Genomic DNA, 16664 nt, shown 5'->3' with positions numbered 1-16664 from the left:
CAAACTGGGTTGCGTTTATCTTTGTTTATAGAGCTAAAAGGAAAAACTATCTTAGCTAATACAAAAACAATAAAGCATGCTGCTTAGCAAAAGTAAGCAGCATAACACATGGTTTAAACCATTATGGTTTAGCAATAAAGCCTACTGCGTCATAAACTTTATTGATGGTCTCTTGAGCTCTTGCAGAAGCTTTTTCAGCGCCTTCAGCCATAATACGATTTAACTCTGTTTGCTCGCTTCTAAGTGCTTTAAAGCGTGTTTGTATTGGCTCTAACAAGGCAACAACAGCTTCTGCCACATCACCTTTTAAATGGCCATACATTTTATCTTCGTATTCAGGTACTAATGCTTCAACGCTTTTACCTGTCGCACAAGACAATAAACTTAATAAATTAGAAACACCTGGTTTTTCATCCACATCAAAATAAATGCGAGCTTGCTCGTCTGAGTCAGTTACCGCACGTTTAATTTTTTTGGTGATTTTTTTCGGCTCTTCTAATAAACCAATAAAATTGCCAGGGTTAGCATCCGATTTAGACATTTTTTTGGTCGGCTCTAACAAGCTCATGACTCGAGCGCCAGTTTCTGGGATATAAGGATCTGGGATCTTAAATACATCACCGTAAATATTATTAAATCGTGTCGCGATATCACGGCTCAATTCTAAATGCTGCTTTTGATCATGACCAACTGGTACTTTATCAGCTTGATAAAGCAAAATATCTGCCGCCATTAAGATAGGGTAAGTAAACAAACCTGCGTTAATGTTGTTCTCATTTTTAGCTGATTTATCTTTAAATTGAGTCATTCGATTCAATTCACCCATTTGAGTATAACAATTCAAAATCCAGGCTAATTGAGAGTGTTGAGGAACATGAGATTGAATAAAAATAGAGCTTTTGTTTGGGTCAATTCCACAAGCTAGGTATAAAGCTAGGCCATCTAAACAAGCATTTCTCAATTTTTCTGGTTCTTGCCTTACTGTAATGGCATGCAAATCAACTAATGAAAATAAACAGTCATGATCTGACTGCATCTTATCCCATTGGCGTAATGCGCCCATATAATTACCAATGGTTAATTCACCGCTAGGCTGCGCGCCACTCAATACTACTGGTTTAGTCATTTTGTCCTCAAAATCTTACTTTCTTTCAATTAGGTGATATGTTCTATGATTCAACTAGAATTTCCAAGCATTAAAAGCAAAACAAATAAAAAAGGCAAGCCGAAGCTTGCCTTTTATGTCATTAATCTAGATTTAATATTTAAATTGTTTAATCTGCTGCGATAATTGCTGCTCAACTTCAATCATAGATTCAGTGTTATGCTCTAGTTCATTGGTTTCTGCCGCTAAGCGAGTCGCACCATCGAGCAAGTGTTCCATACCCTGACTGACTTCGCGAGTTAATAAAGATTGCTCTTCAGTTGCACTCGCAATTTGAATAATCATATCGTTGATGCCGCTCATTTGGTTGGAAATAGTGGTAAAAGAATCAACCGTTTTATGAGTTGATTCGATTGCTTCTGTCACTAACTCTTTACTCTTATGAGAAGCTTTAAATGAATCATCCGCTTTACTTTGCAATGAGTCGATAATCGTTTCAATTTCTTCCGTTGATTGGCGCGTTTTGCTCGCCAGTGAACGAACTTCATCCGCAACAACCGCAAAGCCTCGACCCGTTTCACCCGCTCGTGCCGCTTCGATAGCAGCATTCAACGCAAGTAAATTCGTTTGCTCGGCAATACCTTTAATAACATCTAATACGCCACCGATATTTTCACTGGCAGTTTTCAACTCAGATGCAACGCGCGCATTATTTTCTAATTCGTCGTTTAATTGCTGTACGTGCGATAAGTTTGCTTCTACAGAGTTGCGACTTTCAGCAGCCAAGTCGAAAGCTTCTGTTGTACTTGAAGCCGTTAACTCGGTGTTTTTAGCAATTTCACCTGTCGCGTCAGATAATTGTTTAAGGAAGTTTAAAGATTGTTCCGTTTGCTCTTTTTGCTCGTGAGTGTTCATGGTTGTCTTATGACAAACCGAACTAATAGAGCCAGATAAACCACTTAACCCAGCAGCACCGCCTGCAACATCTTTAATAATGGACTGAATTTTTTCTATAAAGTTATTAAAGTTTTTAGCTAAAGAACCAATTTCATCAGTCGTAGTCGCAGGAATACGTTGTGTTAAATCACCGCCACCTCGAGCAATATCAGCTAAAACTTGATTTACGTTGTTTAGCGGCGTAACCACTAATTTGGTGATCAAAAAGATTAAAATGATACTCAGTGCAACTAAAGAAATAAGCACCGAAATCCACTTTTGAGTCGCTTGAGTTGTTAACCTGGCATCAATAGAAGAGCGAGAAAAACTAATTCTAATTTTACCAAGTAAATTACCTTCGCCGTCTTTAACTTCATGCCAAATAGGCTGGCCTTCAAGCTCAATATCTTGTTTTAGCTTAGTTTCCCCCATAGGCTTATCACGATGATCGGTAATTTTGATCTGTGCAATGATAGGCTCTGGTACATAAGCGTTAATAATATTTTGAATCAGTGGGTAATCATAAGAGAAGATAGGATCTTGTAAGATAACTTGAAGCTGCTCAATAATTGACGATTTACTCGCTTCATACCGCGCAATTTCATCACTTGATTCTAACTGCATGGTTAGGACGGCAGCAGAGCCTAAAACAACTATGTTCACTGCCAATAATCCAAGTAGCACTTTTTTGGCTATCGAATTTAAAATTGATTGCATATTTATCTAATCCCCTTACAGCTAAAGCTTAATTATTAATGACTCTACTTGGTAACAAACATATCGGCAATAAGCTTCACATCTTTAAAATTTGATTAATTCATTTAACACAAACACAGTGTAGCGTTAATATTATTAATTAGCCTAATAAATAATATTAATCAAATTATTCCCCTTGTATTGTTACCAAGATACTTCTACTACTTGCGTGATTTCTATGTTCACCTAAGTAAATTCCTTGCCATATGCCTAAACCAAACATTCCGGATGAAATAGGTAGGGTTAAACTAGTCCCGAATAAACTAGATTTAATATGGGCAGGCATATCGTCCGGACCTTCATATGTGTGTATATAATAAGGTTGATCTTCCGGTACCATATGATTTATGTGGGATTCAAAATCGCTACGAACACTCGGGTCGGCATTTTCGTTTAAGGAAAGGCTGGCTGAGGTATGCTGCAACTGTAAATGACATAAACCTATATTATATTGTTGTAATTCTGGTAAAGCGCTTAATATTTCCTCTGTTACCAGATGAAATCCACGCCTACGAGCTTTTAAGTTTATTTTTTTTTGTTGCCACATTAGCGTTTAGTCTATTTTATCAAAGCAAATCTCAATGTGAGCTTTTCCAGCTTCAGCTTCAAAAGGCATAATCACTATGCTACCTTCAGATTTGTGTGCAATTGTGTGCCCTTTACCTGATACAACCATAGGTGTAGCCATATCAAACTCATAACCTTTTTCGCCTAGTAGCTTTTTAGCACCACCAGTAACCATATTAGTAATTTCACCTACCATATCAGTTACTTCTTCATTGATGCCGTCCGGTCTCTCACCTAACATTCTCTGCATAATTTCAAGCGCTAAACTTTCGTCAAAAGAAATAGATAAAGAACCTTTAGTTTGCGCACCTACCATACCGATCAAACCTGAAACGTCGCCTCGAGCGACTTCATCTTTTTTTAATCTTGGCTTTAAAGGCTTAAGTTCAAGCATTGCCATAGTGCTAATTACATTAATTAGCGAGGATAAAAATGGGTTAACGAATTCTACATTCATATTAGTTTCCTAATACATCCCTTAACAAAAATAAAAAATATTAAACGCAGTTTGCCGCGCATCAAACGAATTGTAAAGTTTTAACCTATTAACAACAGAATATATTTAACTCTGCTATTAACAGTAGCTTATAAAACGAAAAAATCCGCAGTTTTTTCAAACTGCGGATTCTTAAGGCATAAATTTTAAGTTGCAAGCCGTAAGCTTGCTCAACTGAAAATTCAGTCTTATTTTTTACCAAGAACGTTGAAACGTTTCTTGAACTTGTCAATACGACCACCAGTATCAACGTTACGTTGCTTACCTGTGTAGAATGGGTGACAAGCTGAACATACGTCTAGGTATAAATCTTTACCAACTGTTGATTTTGTTTCAATTACATTGCCACAAGAACAAGTTGCTTTAATATCTGCATACTGCGGATGGATATCTGCTTTCATTGGGGGTTACCTCAGTTAGGCCGCATCGCCAATCACGCCGATATTTAGAATCGCGGAATACGATGCGCAGTTAATAAAAATTCCACAAGGGAAATTGGCGGCGAATGATATGTCAAAGCGAATAAAGTTACAAGTTATTATTTAACCAATACTGCGAGTTGGCGATAGAAAATTTAAAGCTAACTCGCAGCCAAATCATTAAAACGAATTAAGCGCTTGTACCGCAAAATTAAAAGCCTAAAATAAGTGGTTCTGTTTTCCTTTATAAGAGTATGCTGTGGCTTTTGCACGTGTTGCATTAGCGGTGCCTTTACGCCGCCTATTTGATTACAAAATACAACCGGACACTCAACCGCAAATTGGTTGTCGAGTGTTAGTACCATTTGGCCGGAATAAAGTAGTCGGCATAGTTATCGATTTAACTGAAACCAGTGATTTTGATAACAATAAGATAAAGCCAATAATAGAAGTACTCGATCGGCAAGCTTTATTTTCAGCCGAATTAATGAAAATGAAGCATTGGATGGTGAATTACTACCTCTGCCCACCTGGTGAAGTATTTGTTAACTTACTTCCCAAAAGATTAAAAGAAGGGAAGCCTGCTAAACTACTGGCTGAAACTATCTGGCAAACCGTCGAACATGCCGATCCGGTTCCTACCAAAGCTAAACAACAGTTTGCCATGCACCAATTTTTAAGCCAAAACGGGCCAACTAGTGAAAGTTTATTAAAACAGGATGGATTTTCTAAGCAAATCATTAATTTTTTAGAAAAACGTGGAGCTATACAGCCCGCTGAAATCGATTATAGCGAACGTAAACCAGTAAAAATTACCACCCCAGAAGTCAGCTTAACCGAAGAGCAAAACATAGCTATAAAGGAATTTAGAGCTGTGCAAGGTTTCGCTACCTTTTTACTTGAAGGTGTTACTGGCAGTGGTAAGACAGAAGTTTATATGCGACTTATGGCTGACGTACTGCAAAACGGCCAACAAGTTTTAATACTCGTCCCTGAAATAGGCCTAACTCCGCAAACACTTCAGCGCTTTCAAGCGAGGTTTAACTGCGAAATTGTCGCGCTCCATTCTGAGCTTAACGATAGTGAACGCCATAATGCTTGGCTTAAAAGTCAAATGGGAGTAGCTCGTGTCATAGTTGGCACTCGTTCCGCAGTTATGGTTCCAGCCCCTGATTTAGGACTGATTATTTTAGATGAAGAGCACGATGCCTCATACAAACAGCTGGATGGTCTAAGATACAACGCTAGAGATGTCGCGGTAAAACGCGCAGCCGATAACAAATGTAAGGTGATACTTGGTAGTGCAACACCTGCTTTAGAGACAGTGCTAAATGCCAAGCAAAATAAATATAAACACCTAAAGTTAACTCAAAGAGCCACTGCAACTAAAGTGCCAAAAATAGAAGTTTTAGATATTAAGCATCAACCACTCAAAGCTGGACTATGTTATGGCACAATTGAAGCGATAAAACATCATCTGAGTAACAATAATCAAGTACTGGTATTTTTAAATCGCCGCGGCTACTCTCCAGCATTAATATGTCACGAATGTGGCTGGGTATGTAAATGCGAAAGATGCGATAACCACTTCACTTTCCATAAAGCGCTAAGACAAATTGTTTGCCATCATTGTGGAGAAGCAGCACCACCACCGCATCAATGCCATGACTGCGGCTCTACCCAAATCGTTGATGTCGGGATAGGAACCGAGCAAGTTTTTGATTGGCTCAATGAAACCTTTCCAGAAGCTAATGCAATTAGAATAGACCGCGACAGTGTTAGACGAAAAGGCGAATTAGAAAATAAATTAGCTGCGGTTGCAGAAGGTAAGCATCAATTATTGGTTGGTACCCAAATGCTGGCTAAAGGCCACCATTTCCCCAATTTAACCTTAACTGTTGTGGTCAATCTCGATAGTGCTTTATACAGTGCAGATTACCGAGCAGCAGAGCGCATGGCTCAACTTTTAGTACAGGTGGCAGGCAGAGCTGGACGTTCTGAAAAAGCAGGCCAGGTTATTTTACAAACGCATTTTCCCGATCACAGCTATATTCAAACCCTTATCACTCAAGGCTACCAAAAACTGCAAACAAAATTGCTGGAAGAAAGAAAACAAATGATGCTGCCACCTTACCAATATTGGACCATTATTAGATTAGAAGCCCAAATGCTGGAGAAGGTACAGCAAGCTTCACAGCAAATAGAGCACCTGTTCAATCAGCATATCGTCAAGCATTATACTAATGTGGAATTATTTGCGGCTATGCCAGCACCGAAAGAAAAAAGAGCAGGAAGATTCAGGTATTTACTGGTATTCCAGTCTGATAAAAGAAGTATGTTAAATGCCGCTATTTCTCAGCTTGTTATCAGCCTTGAACAAAACCAATTTAGCCAACAAGTTCGCTGGACGGTCGATATCGACCCACAGGAATTTAATTAAACCAAAGAATAAACTCATAATTTTAAAACTATCGTTTGCACCTATCGTGAAGATGAATAGAATATCGCTAGCTTTTAAATATTTAACCTGAACTCTAGATAAAAATTAGCTAATTACGGGTTATCTATACACACCACAAAAAATACAGGCTAAAAAATGGCAAGAGACTACGTCAAAAAAGGTAAACCTCCCACTAGGGGCAAAAAAGCAGAGGTGGTAGAACCTGCGCCTAAACGCTCTAACAAGTTATTGTTTCTAGGTTTATTTACACTGTGTTTAATTGGTGGCTTCGCCTACTTTTTAATTTCTATTCAAGGCAGTGCGCCTGAAGTTGAAGTAAAAGTAGTTAAAGATAAAGCGAAAGAAAAACCCCTTCCGCCTTTACCAGAAGAAAAATGGGACTATGTTAAAGCGCTTGAAAATAAAACAATCGAAGTAGAAGTCCCTGAAAAAGTAAAATCTAACAAAAAATATCAAATGCAATGTGCTTCTTTCCGTAAGCTTGAGCAAGCTGAATCCATGAAAGCACAAATTGCATTTGCAGGCTTAGTTGCGAATGTGCGAAAAACAACTGGCTCTAATGGCGATTGGTATCGAGTCGTATTAGGCCCATACGACACTAAGCGTCAAGCGGAAGCCGATAAGCACAAATTAAAACGCTCTAAAATCTACACCTGCCAAATTTGGGGTTGGACTTGATTTTTAATCAACTAGACCCATTATTCTAAATATCTACTTTAAATCTTTTGTTTCCAAACTTTTTTGCCGTAGTTGTACTACGGCAAATATCATCAAATTGTTATTTGCTCTGATATTTCTTAAAGTTTCAATTAAGAGGAATTTTTAATGACTACGATAGTTTCCGTACGTCGTGGCGATACTGTTGTTATTGGTGGCGATGGTCAGGTATCACTTGGCAACACTGTAATGAAAGGCAATGCAAAAAAAGTACGCCGCCTATACCACAACAAAGTAATCGCGGGTTTTGCAGGCGGCACAGCCGATGCTTTCACTTTATTTGAGCGCTTTGAAACCAAACTTGAAATGCACCAAGGCAATTTAACTAAAGCCGCTGTTGAACTAGCAAAAGACTGGCGTAGTGACAGAGCACTTAGAAAACTTGAAGCTTTACTCGCGGTAGCCGATCACACAGCCTCATTAATCATAACCGGCAACGGTGATGTGATTCAGCCAGAATACGATTTAATCGCAATTGGCTCAGGCGGCCCATTTGCGCAAGCAGCTGCGACAGGTTTGCTAGAAAATACCGAGCTTGATGCCAGATCAATCGTCGAAAAAAGCTTAAAAATTGCTGGTGATATTTGCGTTTTCACCAATGGCAATCAAACTATTGAAGAACTTAGCACTAAAGGTTAACTATTATGTCGGAAATGACCCCAAAAGAGATTGTACACGAATTAAATAGCCACATAATAGGTCAAGATAAAGCAAAGCGAGCTGTGGCGATTGCTTTACGTAATCGCTGGCGTCGAATGCAGTTAGATCCAGATCTTCGTCAAGAAGTGACCCCAAAAAATATCTTAATGATAGGTCCAACAGGGGTAGGTAAAACGGAAATTGCACGTAGATTAGCTAAGCTAGCGAATGCGCCATTTATCAAGGTAGAAGCAACTAAATTTACCGAAGTGGGCTATGTTGGCAAAGAAGTTGAAACTATCATACGTGATCTAGCTGATATCTCTATCAAAATGACACGTGAACAAGCGACAGTTAAAGTTAAACATAGAGCAGAAGAAGCAGCAGAAGAGCGCATTTTAGATGCCCTACTACCTAAACCTCAAGCTATGTTCGGTGAAGAAGAGCCACAAGATACGGGCTCTAACACGCGTCAAATTTTCCGTAAGAAATTACGTGAAGGTACACTCGACGATAAAGAGATAGAAATAGACGTAGCAGCGCCTCAGGTTGGAGTCGAAATTATGGCACCACCTGGGATGGAAGAAATGACCAACCAATTACAAGGCATGTTCCAAAACTTATCAGGCAACAGCGCTAAAAAAACGCGTAAAATGAAAGTGAAAGAAGCTTACAAATTATTGGTTGAAGAAGAAGCTGGTCGACTTGTAAATCAAGAAGAATTAAAAGAACAAGCAATAGAAACCTTAGAACAAAATGGTATCGTATTTATCGATGAGATAGATAAAATCTGTAAACGCGGCGAATCTAGCGGTCCAGATGTATCACGCGAAGGTGTTCAGCGCGATTTACTTCCATTAGTGGAAGGATCTACTGTAACGACTAAACATGGTATGGTTAAAACCGATCACATTCTATTTATCGCATCTGGTGCTTTCCAAATGGCCAAGCCATCCGATCTAATCCCTGAACTTCAAGGTCGTTTACCAATTCGAGTTGAATTAGAAGCTCTAACCGCTCATGACTTCGTACGAATTTTAACTGAGCCTAATGCCTCTTTAACAGAGCAATACAAAGCTCTGATGGCAACAGAAGGCGTCAGCGTTGATTTCAGTCAAGATGGTATAGAGAAAATTGCTAACGCAGCCTTTAGAGTCAACGAAAAGACCGAAAACATAGGGGCACGTCGTTTACATACTGTAATGGAAAAACTGATGGAAGAAGTATCTTACGATGCCTCTGAAATGTCTGGACAAAGCATTACGGTTGATGCTGATTATGTTAGCAAGTTCCTGAACGACTTAGTTGAAGATGAAGATCTATCTAGATTTATTCTATAATTCTGTATACATCGAATTGAAGCTATACACCAAACTAAGCTGATAAAAATGGGTGAAATGATTCACCCATTTTTTTTGCCTATTAGAATTAGTCTGTTAAAAATTAATCCAAATTAAATCTTAAAGCAGCTGAAAACAGCCTAGGCTCGCCTACTTCAAGCTTAAATCCAATTTCAAGCCGAGATATCCAAGTTACACACAAACCTTTATTAAGGCTTCCTGAGGCTATTTGCTCGGTATGTAGAGCTAAATCAATATAAATAGCGATAATCAGCTGGAGATAAAAGCCATTAAGGCAAGGCAAGTTGGCACAGGCATAGTGGTTCTATGCCAAGCCAACTTAACGCAGAATAAATGGCTTTTAGCCCAGCCTTTCAGGAGCCTCACAGACAGCTCACTTCTGTGTTGTATCATTTTGAAAGGTGCCTACATTCCTGCAATGATACGCCTTGAATTGAACTGTCTGTGATGGCTCTGATACTCGCAATTTATATTGATTTAGCTCTATAGAAACTTTAGATAGCTGACGATATGACTGCAAAATATTATCTGTGAGTGTTAACGATTAAAGAAGATAAAATAGAAGTATGGGAAACGAAAAATAAATAGCTAAAGCGAATTATAAGTTATAAGAGTAAGTAAATAAAAAAAGTGAAATATTAAATTGTAAGGTGATAAAACAAGATGAGAAATATGATGGCTGGGATACCAGGATTTGAACCTGGGAATGCCGAGATCAAAACCCGGTGCCTTACCGCTTGGCGATATCCCAACAAGGAAAGCATATTTGAATTGTTAAAAAATGGCTGGGATACCAGGATTTGAACCTGGGAATGCCGAGATCAAAACCCGGTGCCTTACCGCTTGGCGATATCCCAACATTTTTTAAACAATGGTGCGGACGGAGAGACTTGAACTCTCACATCTTGCGATACTGGAACCTAAATCCAGCGCGTCTACCAATTCCGCCACGTCCGCATTTTATTGGTGGCTACGCCCTGATTTGAACAGGGGACCCCATCATTATGAGTGATGTGCTCTAACCAGCTGAGCTACGTAGCCAACAATCTCGCCTCAGCGAGTGGCGCGTATTATGCTGATATGACCCTGTGCCGTCAACCTTTTTTTCAAAGAAATTTAAGCTTTTTTTCGTTTTTATTTATTCAGCGAAAAAACAAACTATTTCTGTATAAAAAGCAATCAAAACAAGCGTATTAAGCTTTTATTAATATACTCACAAGCGAAAACGAAAGCCACAATTGTTTTTCATAAATTGAATTTAAATTTAAGGTTTAACTAAATGTGCTCGATTTTTATTTAATTGATTTATAAATTTATCTGATTCAAGTGAATTCGATTATTCTACTTTCGTCTGCCGCCACTAAATTATCCAAACAGCTACGAAATCAATCTCTCAGTATCAGGTATAAAATAAGTAACCTTAAAGCTTACACCTACATTTCTGCAGATTAACCTCTTAGTTTAGCTCTAACTTTGGCCATAATTAAATAGCAGGCGCAACAGCTATGCTTATAAAAAGGCTTTATTATTAATCGTTATCCTGACTAGGATGCTGCTGGAGCTGGATATTATTGGTTCTAGCCTAATATTTTGAAAAAATAGCGTTAAGCCGGAGAACTGTATTTCACCGCCTGCTAAGTAATAAATGCCAAAAACAAAAAAACCGCCAGCAGGCGGTTTTTTTAGAGTAGGTAAAATAACTATACGTTAAATAAGAAATGCATGACGTCGCCGTCTTTAACTATATAGTCTTTACCTTCTTTTCGGCTCTTACCTGCGTTTTTAGCGCCCTGCTCGCCTTGATGTTCAATATAATCATCATATGCGATAGTTTCTGCTCGGATAAAGCCTTTTTCAAAATCAGTATGAATCTTACCTGCAGCTTGCGGTGCAGTTGAATTAACTTTAATTGTCCAAGCTCTAACTTCCTTAACACCCGCAGTGAAATATGTTTGTAGGTTCAATAATTCATAACCCGCTCGAATCACTCGATTTAAACCCGGCTCTTCTAAGCCTAGATCAGCCATGAATTCATCTCTGTCTTCATCGTCTAATTCTGATAACTCAGATTCAATCTCAGCACATACAGGTACAACCACGGCATTTTGACCTTTGGCTATTTCACGAACCTGATCTAAATATGGGTTATTTTCAAAACCATCATCATTTACATTGGCAATGTACATAGTTGGTTTAATCGTTAAGAAGTTAAGTGGTGCAATAATCGCTAGCTCTTCTGCGTCTAATTCAATAGAGCGAAGCATTTGGCCTTCATCTAAGAATGGCTTAATTTTTTCAAGGACTTCTAATTCTTGCTTAGCAGTTTTGTCGCCGCCTTTAGCTTTCTTCGCATTACGGAAAATTGCTTTTTCTGCTGTATCCATATCAGATAAAACTAATTCAGTATTAATCGTATCTATATCGTCAGCAGGGTTAACTTTACCTGAAACGTGGACTATGTTGTCATTTTCAAAACAACGAACCACATGACCAATCGCATCGGTTTCACGTATATTAGTTAAAAATTTATTACCTAAACCTTCACCTTTAGATGCACCTGCTACTAAGCCGGCAATATCAACAAATTCCATTGTCGTTGGTAGAATGCGTTGCGGGTTAACAATTTTAGCTAACGCATCTAAACGAGGATCTGGCACAGGTACAACACCAGTATTAGGCTCTATTGTACAAAATGGAAAGTTTGCAGCTTCAATACCTGCTTTGGTTAACGCGTTGAATAAAGTAGATTTACCTACATTTGGTAAACCAACTATGCCACATTTAAAACCCATAATAGTTGTCCTATGCCTTAAAACTATGTAATCGACTAACGGCTTTAGTATAACCGTCCTTAAACCAAACTTCTGTGCATCTTACTGCTTCATCAATTGCAGCATCAATTAATTCTTGTTCTGCCGAAGGCGCTTTGCCTAATACATGCCCTGTCACTTTATCTCTGTGTCCAGGATGACCTATGCCGATACGTAAACGTAAAAATTCTTTATTATTTCCCAGACGGCTTATCGTATCACGCAAACCATTATGTCCGCCGTGGCCACCGCCGCGCTTAAACTTGGCAATACCAGGAGATATATCCATCTCGTCATGTGCGACTAAAATTTGCTCTGGGGGAATTTTAAAGAAATTACTTAATGCAGAAATTGATTGCCCACTCTTATTCATAAAAGTTACCGGAATAAGTAACCGAACATCGTGACCATTGATTTGAATGTTGGCAGTAAAGCCAGAATATTTGCTATCTAATTTTAACGGTGCGTTGTATCTATCTGCGAGTTCGCGTACATACCATTCGCCCGCATTATGCCTTGTTTTGGCATATTCGGGACCTGGATTACCCAGGCCCACGATTAATTGAGTTAACTCAGACATGTGTCAAGTATTAACCCAATATTAAGCTTCTTCAGATTCTTCAGCGTCGTCAGACGAATCAACTTTAGGCTTATCAAGTGTTACTACAGCACCGTCATGAGATTCACCTTTAGCTAACTCAACAGAAGTTACGCCAGCAGGGAATTTAATGTCAGAAAGGTGAAGAGTTTGACCAACTTCTAAACCAGCAACATCAACTTCGATGAACTCAGGTAAATCTTTTGGCTCACAAGCGATTTCAATTTCAGAAATGTGGTGTGCTACAACGCCACCTTTCTTAGCTGCCGCTTCTTCGTTTACGAAGTGAATACCAACAGTAGTGTGTAAAGATTGACCAGCTACAACGCGTTGGAAATCAACGTGCATAACTTTTGGCTTGAACGGGTGACGTTGCATATCTTTAACGATAACGTCAGTTGCTTTACCGTCAACAACTAGGTTTAAAACTTGAGAGTAGAAGCTTTCTTGCTCTTGAGCTTTAAAAACGATTCTGTGTTCAATTTCTAATGAAACTGCATCTTCACCACCGCCGTATAATACAGCTGGAATTTTTTCCGCGTGACGTAGGCGGCGGCTCGCACCTTTCCCTAAATCGCTACGCGAACTTGCTTGAATCTCGATAGTAGACATACTATTACTCCAATAAAATAAATGATGAGCTATTTTTGCGACCAAAATAACTCCTTTAGCCCCATAAATTTCGGGCGGCGTAGTTTATCATTGGCAGCTCAGAAGCTAAAGTCATTTAACAAGATAAATCGATTTATTTTTAATCATTTTAAATTTTTAATGAAAAAAAGCTTAGTTTACGTCACTTTCCAGCTAAAATATTAAGCCTAAATATTTGCAACCTAGGTAGTTACCCGTGCAGTTTGAAAAAATCATGAAGGACTTACGCCAAGACGGCTATTGTGTATTAGAAAATGCATTGCCAGATGAAATAGCGCAAAGTTTACTTGCTGAAGTAACAAGTTCTAACATAGATTACCGACAAGCAAATATTGGCCGTGCGCAAGATCATCAACTTAACCAAAGCATCAGAAGTGACGCAATTAAATGGATAAATAAAGAATCGCCCGCAGAAACTTTATGGGTAGAGCAAATGGAAAACTTAAGGCTGGAGTTAAACAAGCAGCTGTTTCTTGGCTTATTTAGCTATGAAAGCCACTTTGCTCATTATCCGATTGGCGCATTTTATAAAACCCATTTAGATGCATTTCACGGCCAAGCAAATCGCATGCTTTCAACCGTTTATTACTTAAATCCAGAATGGCCTGAAAATGCAGGCGGTGAACTTGTTATCTACAATCCAGAAAATCATCAGGAAGAAATCATTAGAGTTCAACCTAAACTGGGTACTTTAGTGATATTTTTAAGTGAAGAGTTTCCACATCAAGTGCTACCTGCAACGCGACCTAGGCAGAGTATTGCAGGTTGGTTTAGAGTAAATAACTCAAGCCACAATAAAATAGATCCACCCGAATAAACTCAAAATCTGAGCCGATTTCATTTATGCGACCCAGATAAAATACGAGTTTAACTCGCGATATAACTCACTTTTAAATTTGGGTAACGTTGTACTAGCTTCTTTATACCTTGTTGAGTCACTCTAGTATTTGTTAAATAAATCGATTTTAGTTGGGTTAAGTTATTCAATTTAGCCAAGCCGTGATCGGAAATACTTGTGCCGTAAAGGTTTAAGTATTCCAACTGGGGTAAGTCATTTAAATGAGCTAATCCTTTGTCAGTAATTTTTGTTTGGCGCAGATCTAAATAGCTAAGTTTACTAAGTTTAGTCAGACTAGCTAAACTCGCATCGCCAATTGGCAACCTTGCAAAATCAATTTTAGTTAATCTATCGGCTAATTTTATTAAACTTTGCTGCGGAAAGTTATCATCATTCAATTTAGCGTACGACAATATTAATTCATATTTTGACTGGTCATAATGCACATGATCGACTTTTACTCCCAATTGTTTTAGTTGCTCAATTGCAGCTTTTTCATTGGGCTTAAGTTGATAACTAACTTGCTTAATCTTCACCTGAGATTTCACTTCAGTTTGGGTTGGGTGAGCTTGTTGTATAGTCATATCCATAGACGCTTCAGCTGCCGTTTCGGCGCTTTCCACTTCAAATTGAGCGCCTTGTTGGATCCAACTTCTTAACGTTTCTAATTCTGCTGGTGTTAACCCCTTACCTTTAGAAGGCATATAATCAGGATCGTAATCCGGTAACGCAGCTAAGACATACACATCGCTGTATTCTGGCTTAAATGGGATTAATACATCCCCTGATTCTCCACCTTTTAAAATCCATTCTTTAGTGTCTAACCTAAGCTCACCTTTTTGCTTTTCATCACTATGGCATTTAAGGCATTTAGCTTCAAAAATAGGCAAGATATCTTGCGAAAATGTAAGTTTTTGCGCTGAAAATACCGCGCCTGAATAACCAGCAAGGCTCAGTAATAAACTTGGCACTGTAAATAAATAAGACTTAAATTTCATTTTGTACCTCTTTAACTAAATAACTCAAGAATAGGTTGCCCTTTATCGGCAATATGAAACGGCCTTCCAGTAGGGCTATAAATAGTGTCATAAATTGGCAAACCTAATGCGTAAGCAATTGTCGCATTAAAATCTGGCACTGTAACTCGCTTATCTGCGACACTTTTTCCAATTTCGTCACTTTTACCATAAAAACGACCACCTTGAATTCCGCCACCAACAAGCACACTAGAAAACGCAGTTGGATTATGATCTCGACCTTCATTTTGATTAATCTTAGGGGTTCGACCAAACTCAGTAGTTAACACAACTAGGGTTTCTTCTAACATACCTCTTTGTTCTAAATCGCCCAATAGCGCAGCCATAGCTTGATCTAAAATACGAGAATTTTCTGCTACTCGCTCAAAATTATTAGTATGCGTATCCCACCCCCCTAAAGTCACTTCAACAAACCTGACATCTCTTTCAATTAAGCGTCTCGCTAGCAAACAGCCTTGACCAAATGAGTTTTTGCCATAGGCATCACGAGTGCTTTGTGCTTCACTTTCGACTTTAAAAGCATCCAAGTCATCACTTTTCATTAGCCTAAGTGCGTCATCATATGCTTCCGAATACGAGGACACTTTACGCTGCTGATACTTAGCAGAAAAAGCCTGATCTAATTTTTGACGTAAGCTCTGAGTATTGGCAAACTCTTTTTCAGTAAACAATTTATGTATTTTTGAATGCTGCAAACCAGCTTCAGGATCGCCAATTAACAAAGGAGCATATTTTTGCTCTAAAAAGCCTTGTGTGCTCCCGGGGTTTACACTCCCAATATGAACCACACCAGGTAAATTAGGATTATGGTTGCCATCATATTTCATTAACCAAGAGCCTAATCCGGGATGCTGAATTGTGCCTCTTTTGGTATAACTAGAGTGCATAAAATAGCGTCCCTCTTCATGCGCTCCTTGATTTGAGAACATAGAATTGATCACTGCCATTTTATTCATATGCTTAGCGAGTTGAGGTAAGTTTTCACTCAGCCGAGTGCCAACAACATTGGTTTTAATGCCTTTGACTGGTCCTTGCTCAGGGCGCCCTTGCTTTAAATCAAAAGTGTCCAAATGGCTCATACCACCCGACATATAAAGATAGATAACATTTTTAGCTTGAGGCCCAGAATAAATGGACGAAGTCGACTGAGCAAAACTAGGCTTAGCCAACAAAGAACTTGCACAACTCACGCCCAGCAATGATTTAGCCGTATTCAATATAAACTGACGTCTATCTAGTTCAGATGCTTGTTTAAGTAAATTTTTCATAATGA

Annotated in this window: 15 protein-coding genes and 4 tRNA genes; 5 read left to right on the top strand and 14 right to left on the bottom strand. The window is 38.7% G+C overall.

Annotated features, from left to right (window positions below; translation table 11 throughout):
- Positions 1-121: 121 nt before the first annotated feature.
- The 5 genes from trpS to rpmE all read right to left on the bottom strand — a co-directional run bounded on the left by trpS (position 122) and on the right by rpmE (position 4261).
- Positions 122-1126 carry a tryptophan--tRNA ligase gene (gene trpS / locus XM47_RS11375; protein ID WP_048692578.1) on the bottom strand — a complete coding sequence of 335 codons (1005 nt, stop codon included), beginning with the start codon at positions 1124-1126 and terminating at the stop codon, positions 122-124.
- Between the two features lie 132 nt (positions 1127-1258).
- Complete coding sequence (locus XM47_RS11370; protein ID WP_048692576.1) at positions 1259-2758, bottom strand: methyl-accepting chemotaxis protein; 1500 nt, start codon at positions 2756-2758, stop codon at positions 1259-1261.
- Positions 2759-2924: 166 nt separating this feature from the next.
- Positions 2925-3344 carry a secondary thiamine-phosphate synthase enzyme YjbQ gene (locus tag XM47_RS11365; protein ID WP_048692574.1) on the bottom strand — a complete coding sequence of 140 codons (420 nt, stop codon included), beginning with the start codon at positions 3342-3344 and terminating at the stop codon, positions 2925-2927.
- Positions 3345-3350: 6 nt separating this feature from the next.
- Positions 3351-3821: a chemotaxis protein CheX gene (locus XM47_RS11360; RefSeq protein WP_048692573.1), complete on the bottom strand. Its 471-nt coding sequence runs from the start codon at positions 3819-3821 to the stop codon at positions 3351-3353.
- A 227-nt stretch (positions 3822-4048) separates the two neighbouring features.
- Positions 4049-4261 carry a 50S ribosomal protein L31 gene (gene rpmE, locus XM47_RS11355; protein ID WP_048692571.1) on the bottom strand — a complete coding sequence of 71 codons (213 nt, stop codon included), beginning with the start codon at positions 4259-4261 and terminating at the stop codon, positions 4049-4051.
- Between the two features lie 277 nt (positions 4262-4538).
- On the opposite strand from rpmE, the gene priA reads away from it, so the two are divergent.
- From priA to hslU, 4 genes are all read left to right on the top strand, one after another.
- The gene (gene priA / locus XM47_RS11350) at positions 4539-6719 is read left to right on the top strand and encodes a primosomal protein N' (RefSeq protein ID WP_048692569.1); all 2181 of its coding nucleotides are present in this window, start codon (positions 4539-4541) and stop codon (positions 6717-6719) included.
- 156 nt (positions 6720-6875) lie between these two features.
- Entirely contained in the window at positions 6876-7418 is a 543-nt protein-coding gene (locus tag XM47_RS11345) for an SPOR domain-containing protein (RefSeq protein WP_048692567.1), read from the top strand.
- A gap of 147 nt (positions 7419-7565) precedes the next feature.
- Positions 7566-8096, top strand: coding sequence for an ATP-dependent protease subunit HslV (gene hslV / locus XM47_RS11340; protein ID WP_048692565.1), 531 nt, complete (start codon positions 7566-7568; stop codon positions 8094-8096).
- 5 nt (positions 8097-8101) lie between these two features.
- Entirely contained in the window at positions 8102-9436 is a 1335-nt protein-coding gene (gene hslU, locus XM47_RS11335; RefSeq protein ID WP_048692564.1) for an HslU--HslV peptidase ATPase subunit, read from the top strand.
- A 697-nt stretch (positions 9437-10133) separates the two neighbouring features.
- Here hslU and XM47_RS11330 read toward each other — a convergent pair.
- The 7 genes from XM47_RS11330 to XM47_RS11300 all read right to left on the bottom strand — a co-directional run bounded on the left by XM47_RS11330 (position 10134) and on the right by XM47_RS11300 (position 13477).
- A tRNA-Gln gene (locus tag XM47_RS11330) sits at positions 10134-10208 on the bottom strand.
- Positions 10209-10239: 31 nt separating this feature from the next.
- Positions 10240-10314: transfer RNA gene (locus XM47_RS11325), tRNA-Gln, on the bottom strand.
- Positions 10315-10329: 15 nt separating this feature from the next.
- Positions 10330-10414 (bottom strand) — tRNA-Leu (locus XM47_RS11320).
- Between the two features lie 7 nt (positions 10415-10421).
- A tRNA-Met gene (locus tag XM47_RS11315) sits at positions 10422-10498 on the bottom strand.
- Positions 10499-11157: 659 nt separating this feature from the next.
- Positions 11158-12249, bottom strand: a complete 1092-nt coding sequence (gene ychF, locus XM47_RS11310; RefSeq protein ID WP_048692563.1) for a redox-regulated ATPase YchF — start codon at positions 12247-12249, stop codon at positions 11158-11160.
- Between the two features lie 10 nt (positions 12250-12259).
- Positions 12260-12847: an aminoacyl-tRNA hydrolase gene (pth, locus tag XM47_RS11305; RefSeq protein WP_048692561.1), complete on the bottom strand. Its 588-nt coding sequence runs from the start codon at positions 12845-12847 to the stop codon at positions 12260-12262.
- 21 nt (positions 12848-12868) lie between these two features.
- Positions 12869-13477: a 50S ribosomal protein L25/general stress protein Ctc gene (locus XM47_RS11300; RefSeq protein ID WP_048692637.1), complete on the bottom strand. Its 609-nt coding sequence runs from the start codon at positions 13475-13477 to the stop codon at positions 12869-12871.
- A 235-nt stretch (positions 13478-13712) separates the two neighbouring features.
- Here XM47_RS11300 and XM47_RS11295 point away from each other — a divergent pair, with 235 nt between their 5' ends.
- Positions 13713-14333, top strand: coding sequence for a 2OG-Fe(II) oxygenase (locus XM47_RS11295; protein WP_245623457.1), 621 nt, complete (start codon positions 13713-13715; stop codon positions 14331-14333).
- Positions 14334-14383: 50 nt separating this feature from the next.
- Here the strand turns inward: XM47_RS11295 and XM47_RS11290 are convergent, their stop codons facing one another.
- Both XM47_RS11290 and XM47_RS11285 read right to left on the bottom strand, forming a co-directional pair.
- Positions 14384-15352: a c-type cytochrome domain-containing protein gene (locus tag XM47_RS11290; protein WP_048692559.1), complete on the bottom strand. Its 969-nt coding sequence runs from the start codon at positions 15350-15352 to the stop codon at positions 14384-14386.
- An 11-nt stretch (positions 15353-15363) separates the two neighbouring features.
- Positions 15364-16659 carry a DUF1501 domain-containing protein gene (locus XM47_RS11285; protein ID WP_048692558.1) on the bottom strand — a complete coding sequence of 432 codons (1296 nt, stop codon included), beginning with the start codon at positions 16657-16659 and terminating at the stop codon, positions 15364-15366.
- Positions 16660-16664 lie beyond the last annotated feature (5 nt).

This window comes from Catenovulum maritimum, assembly GCF_001050375.1.
Lineage (GTDB): Bacteria > Pseudomonadota > Gammaproteobacteria > Enterobacterales > Alteromonadaceae > Catenovulum > Catenovulum maritimum.
This window is presented reverse-complemented; position numbering and strand designations above follow the sequence as displayed.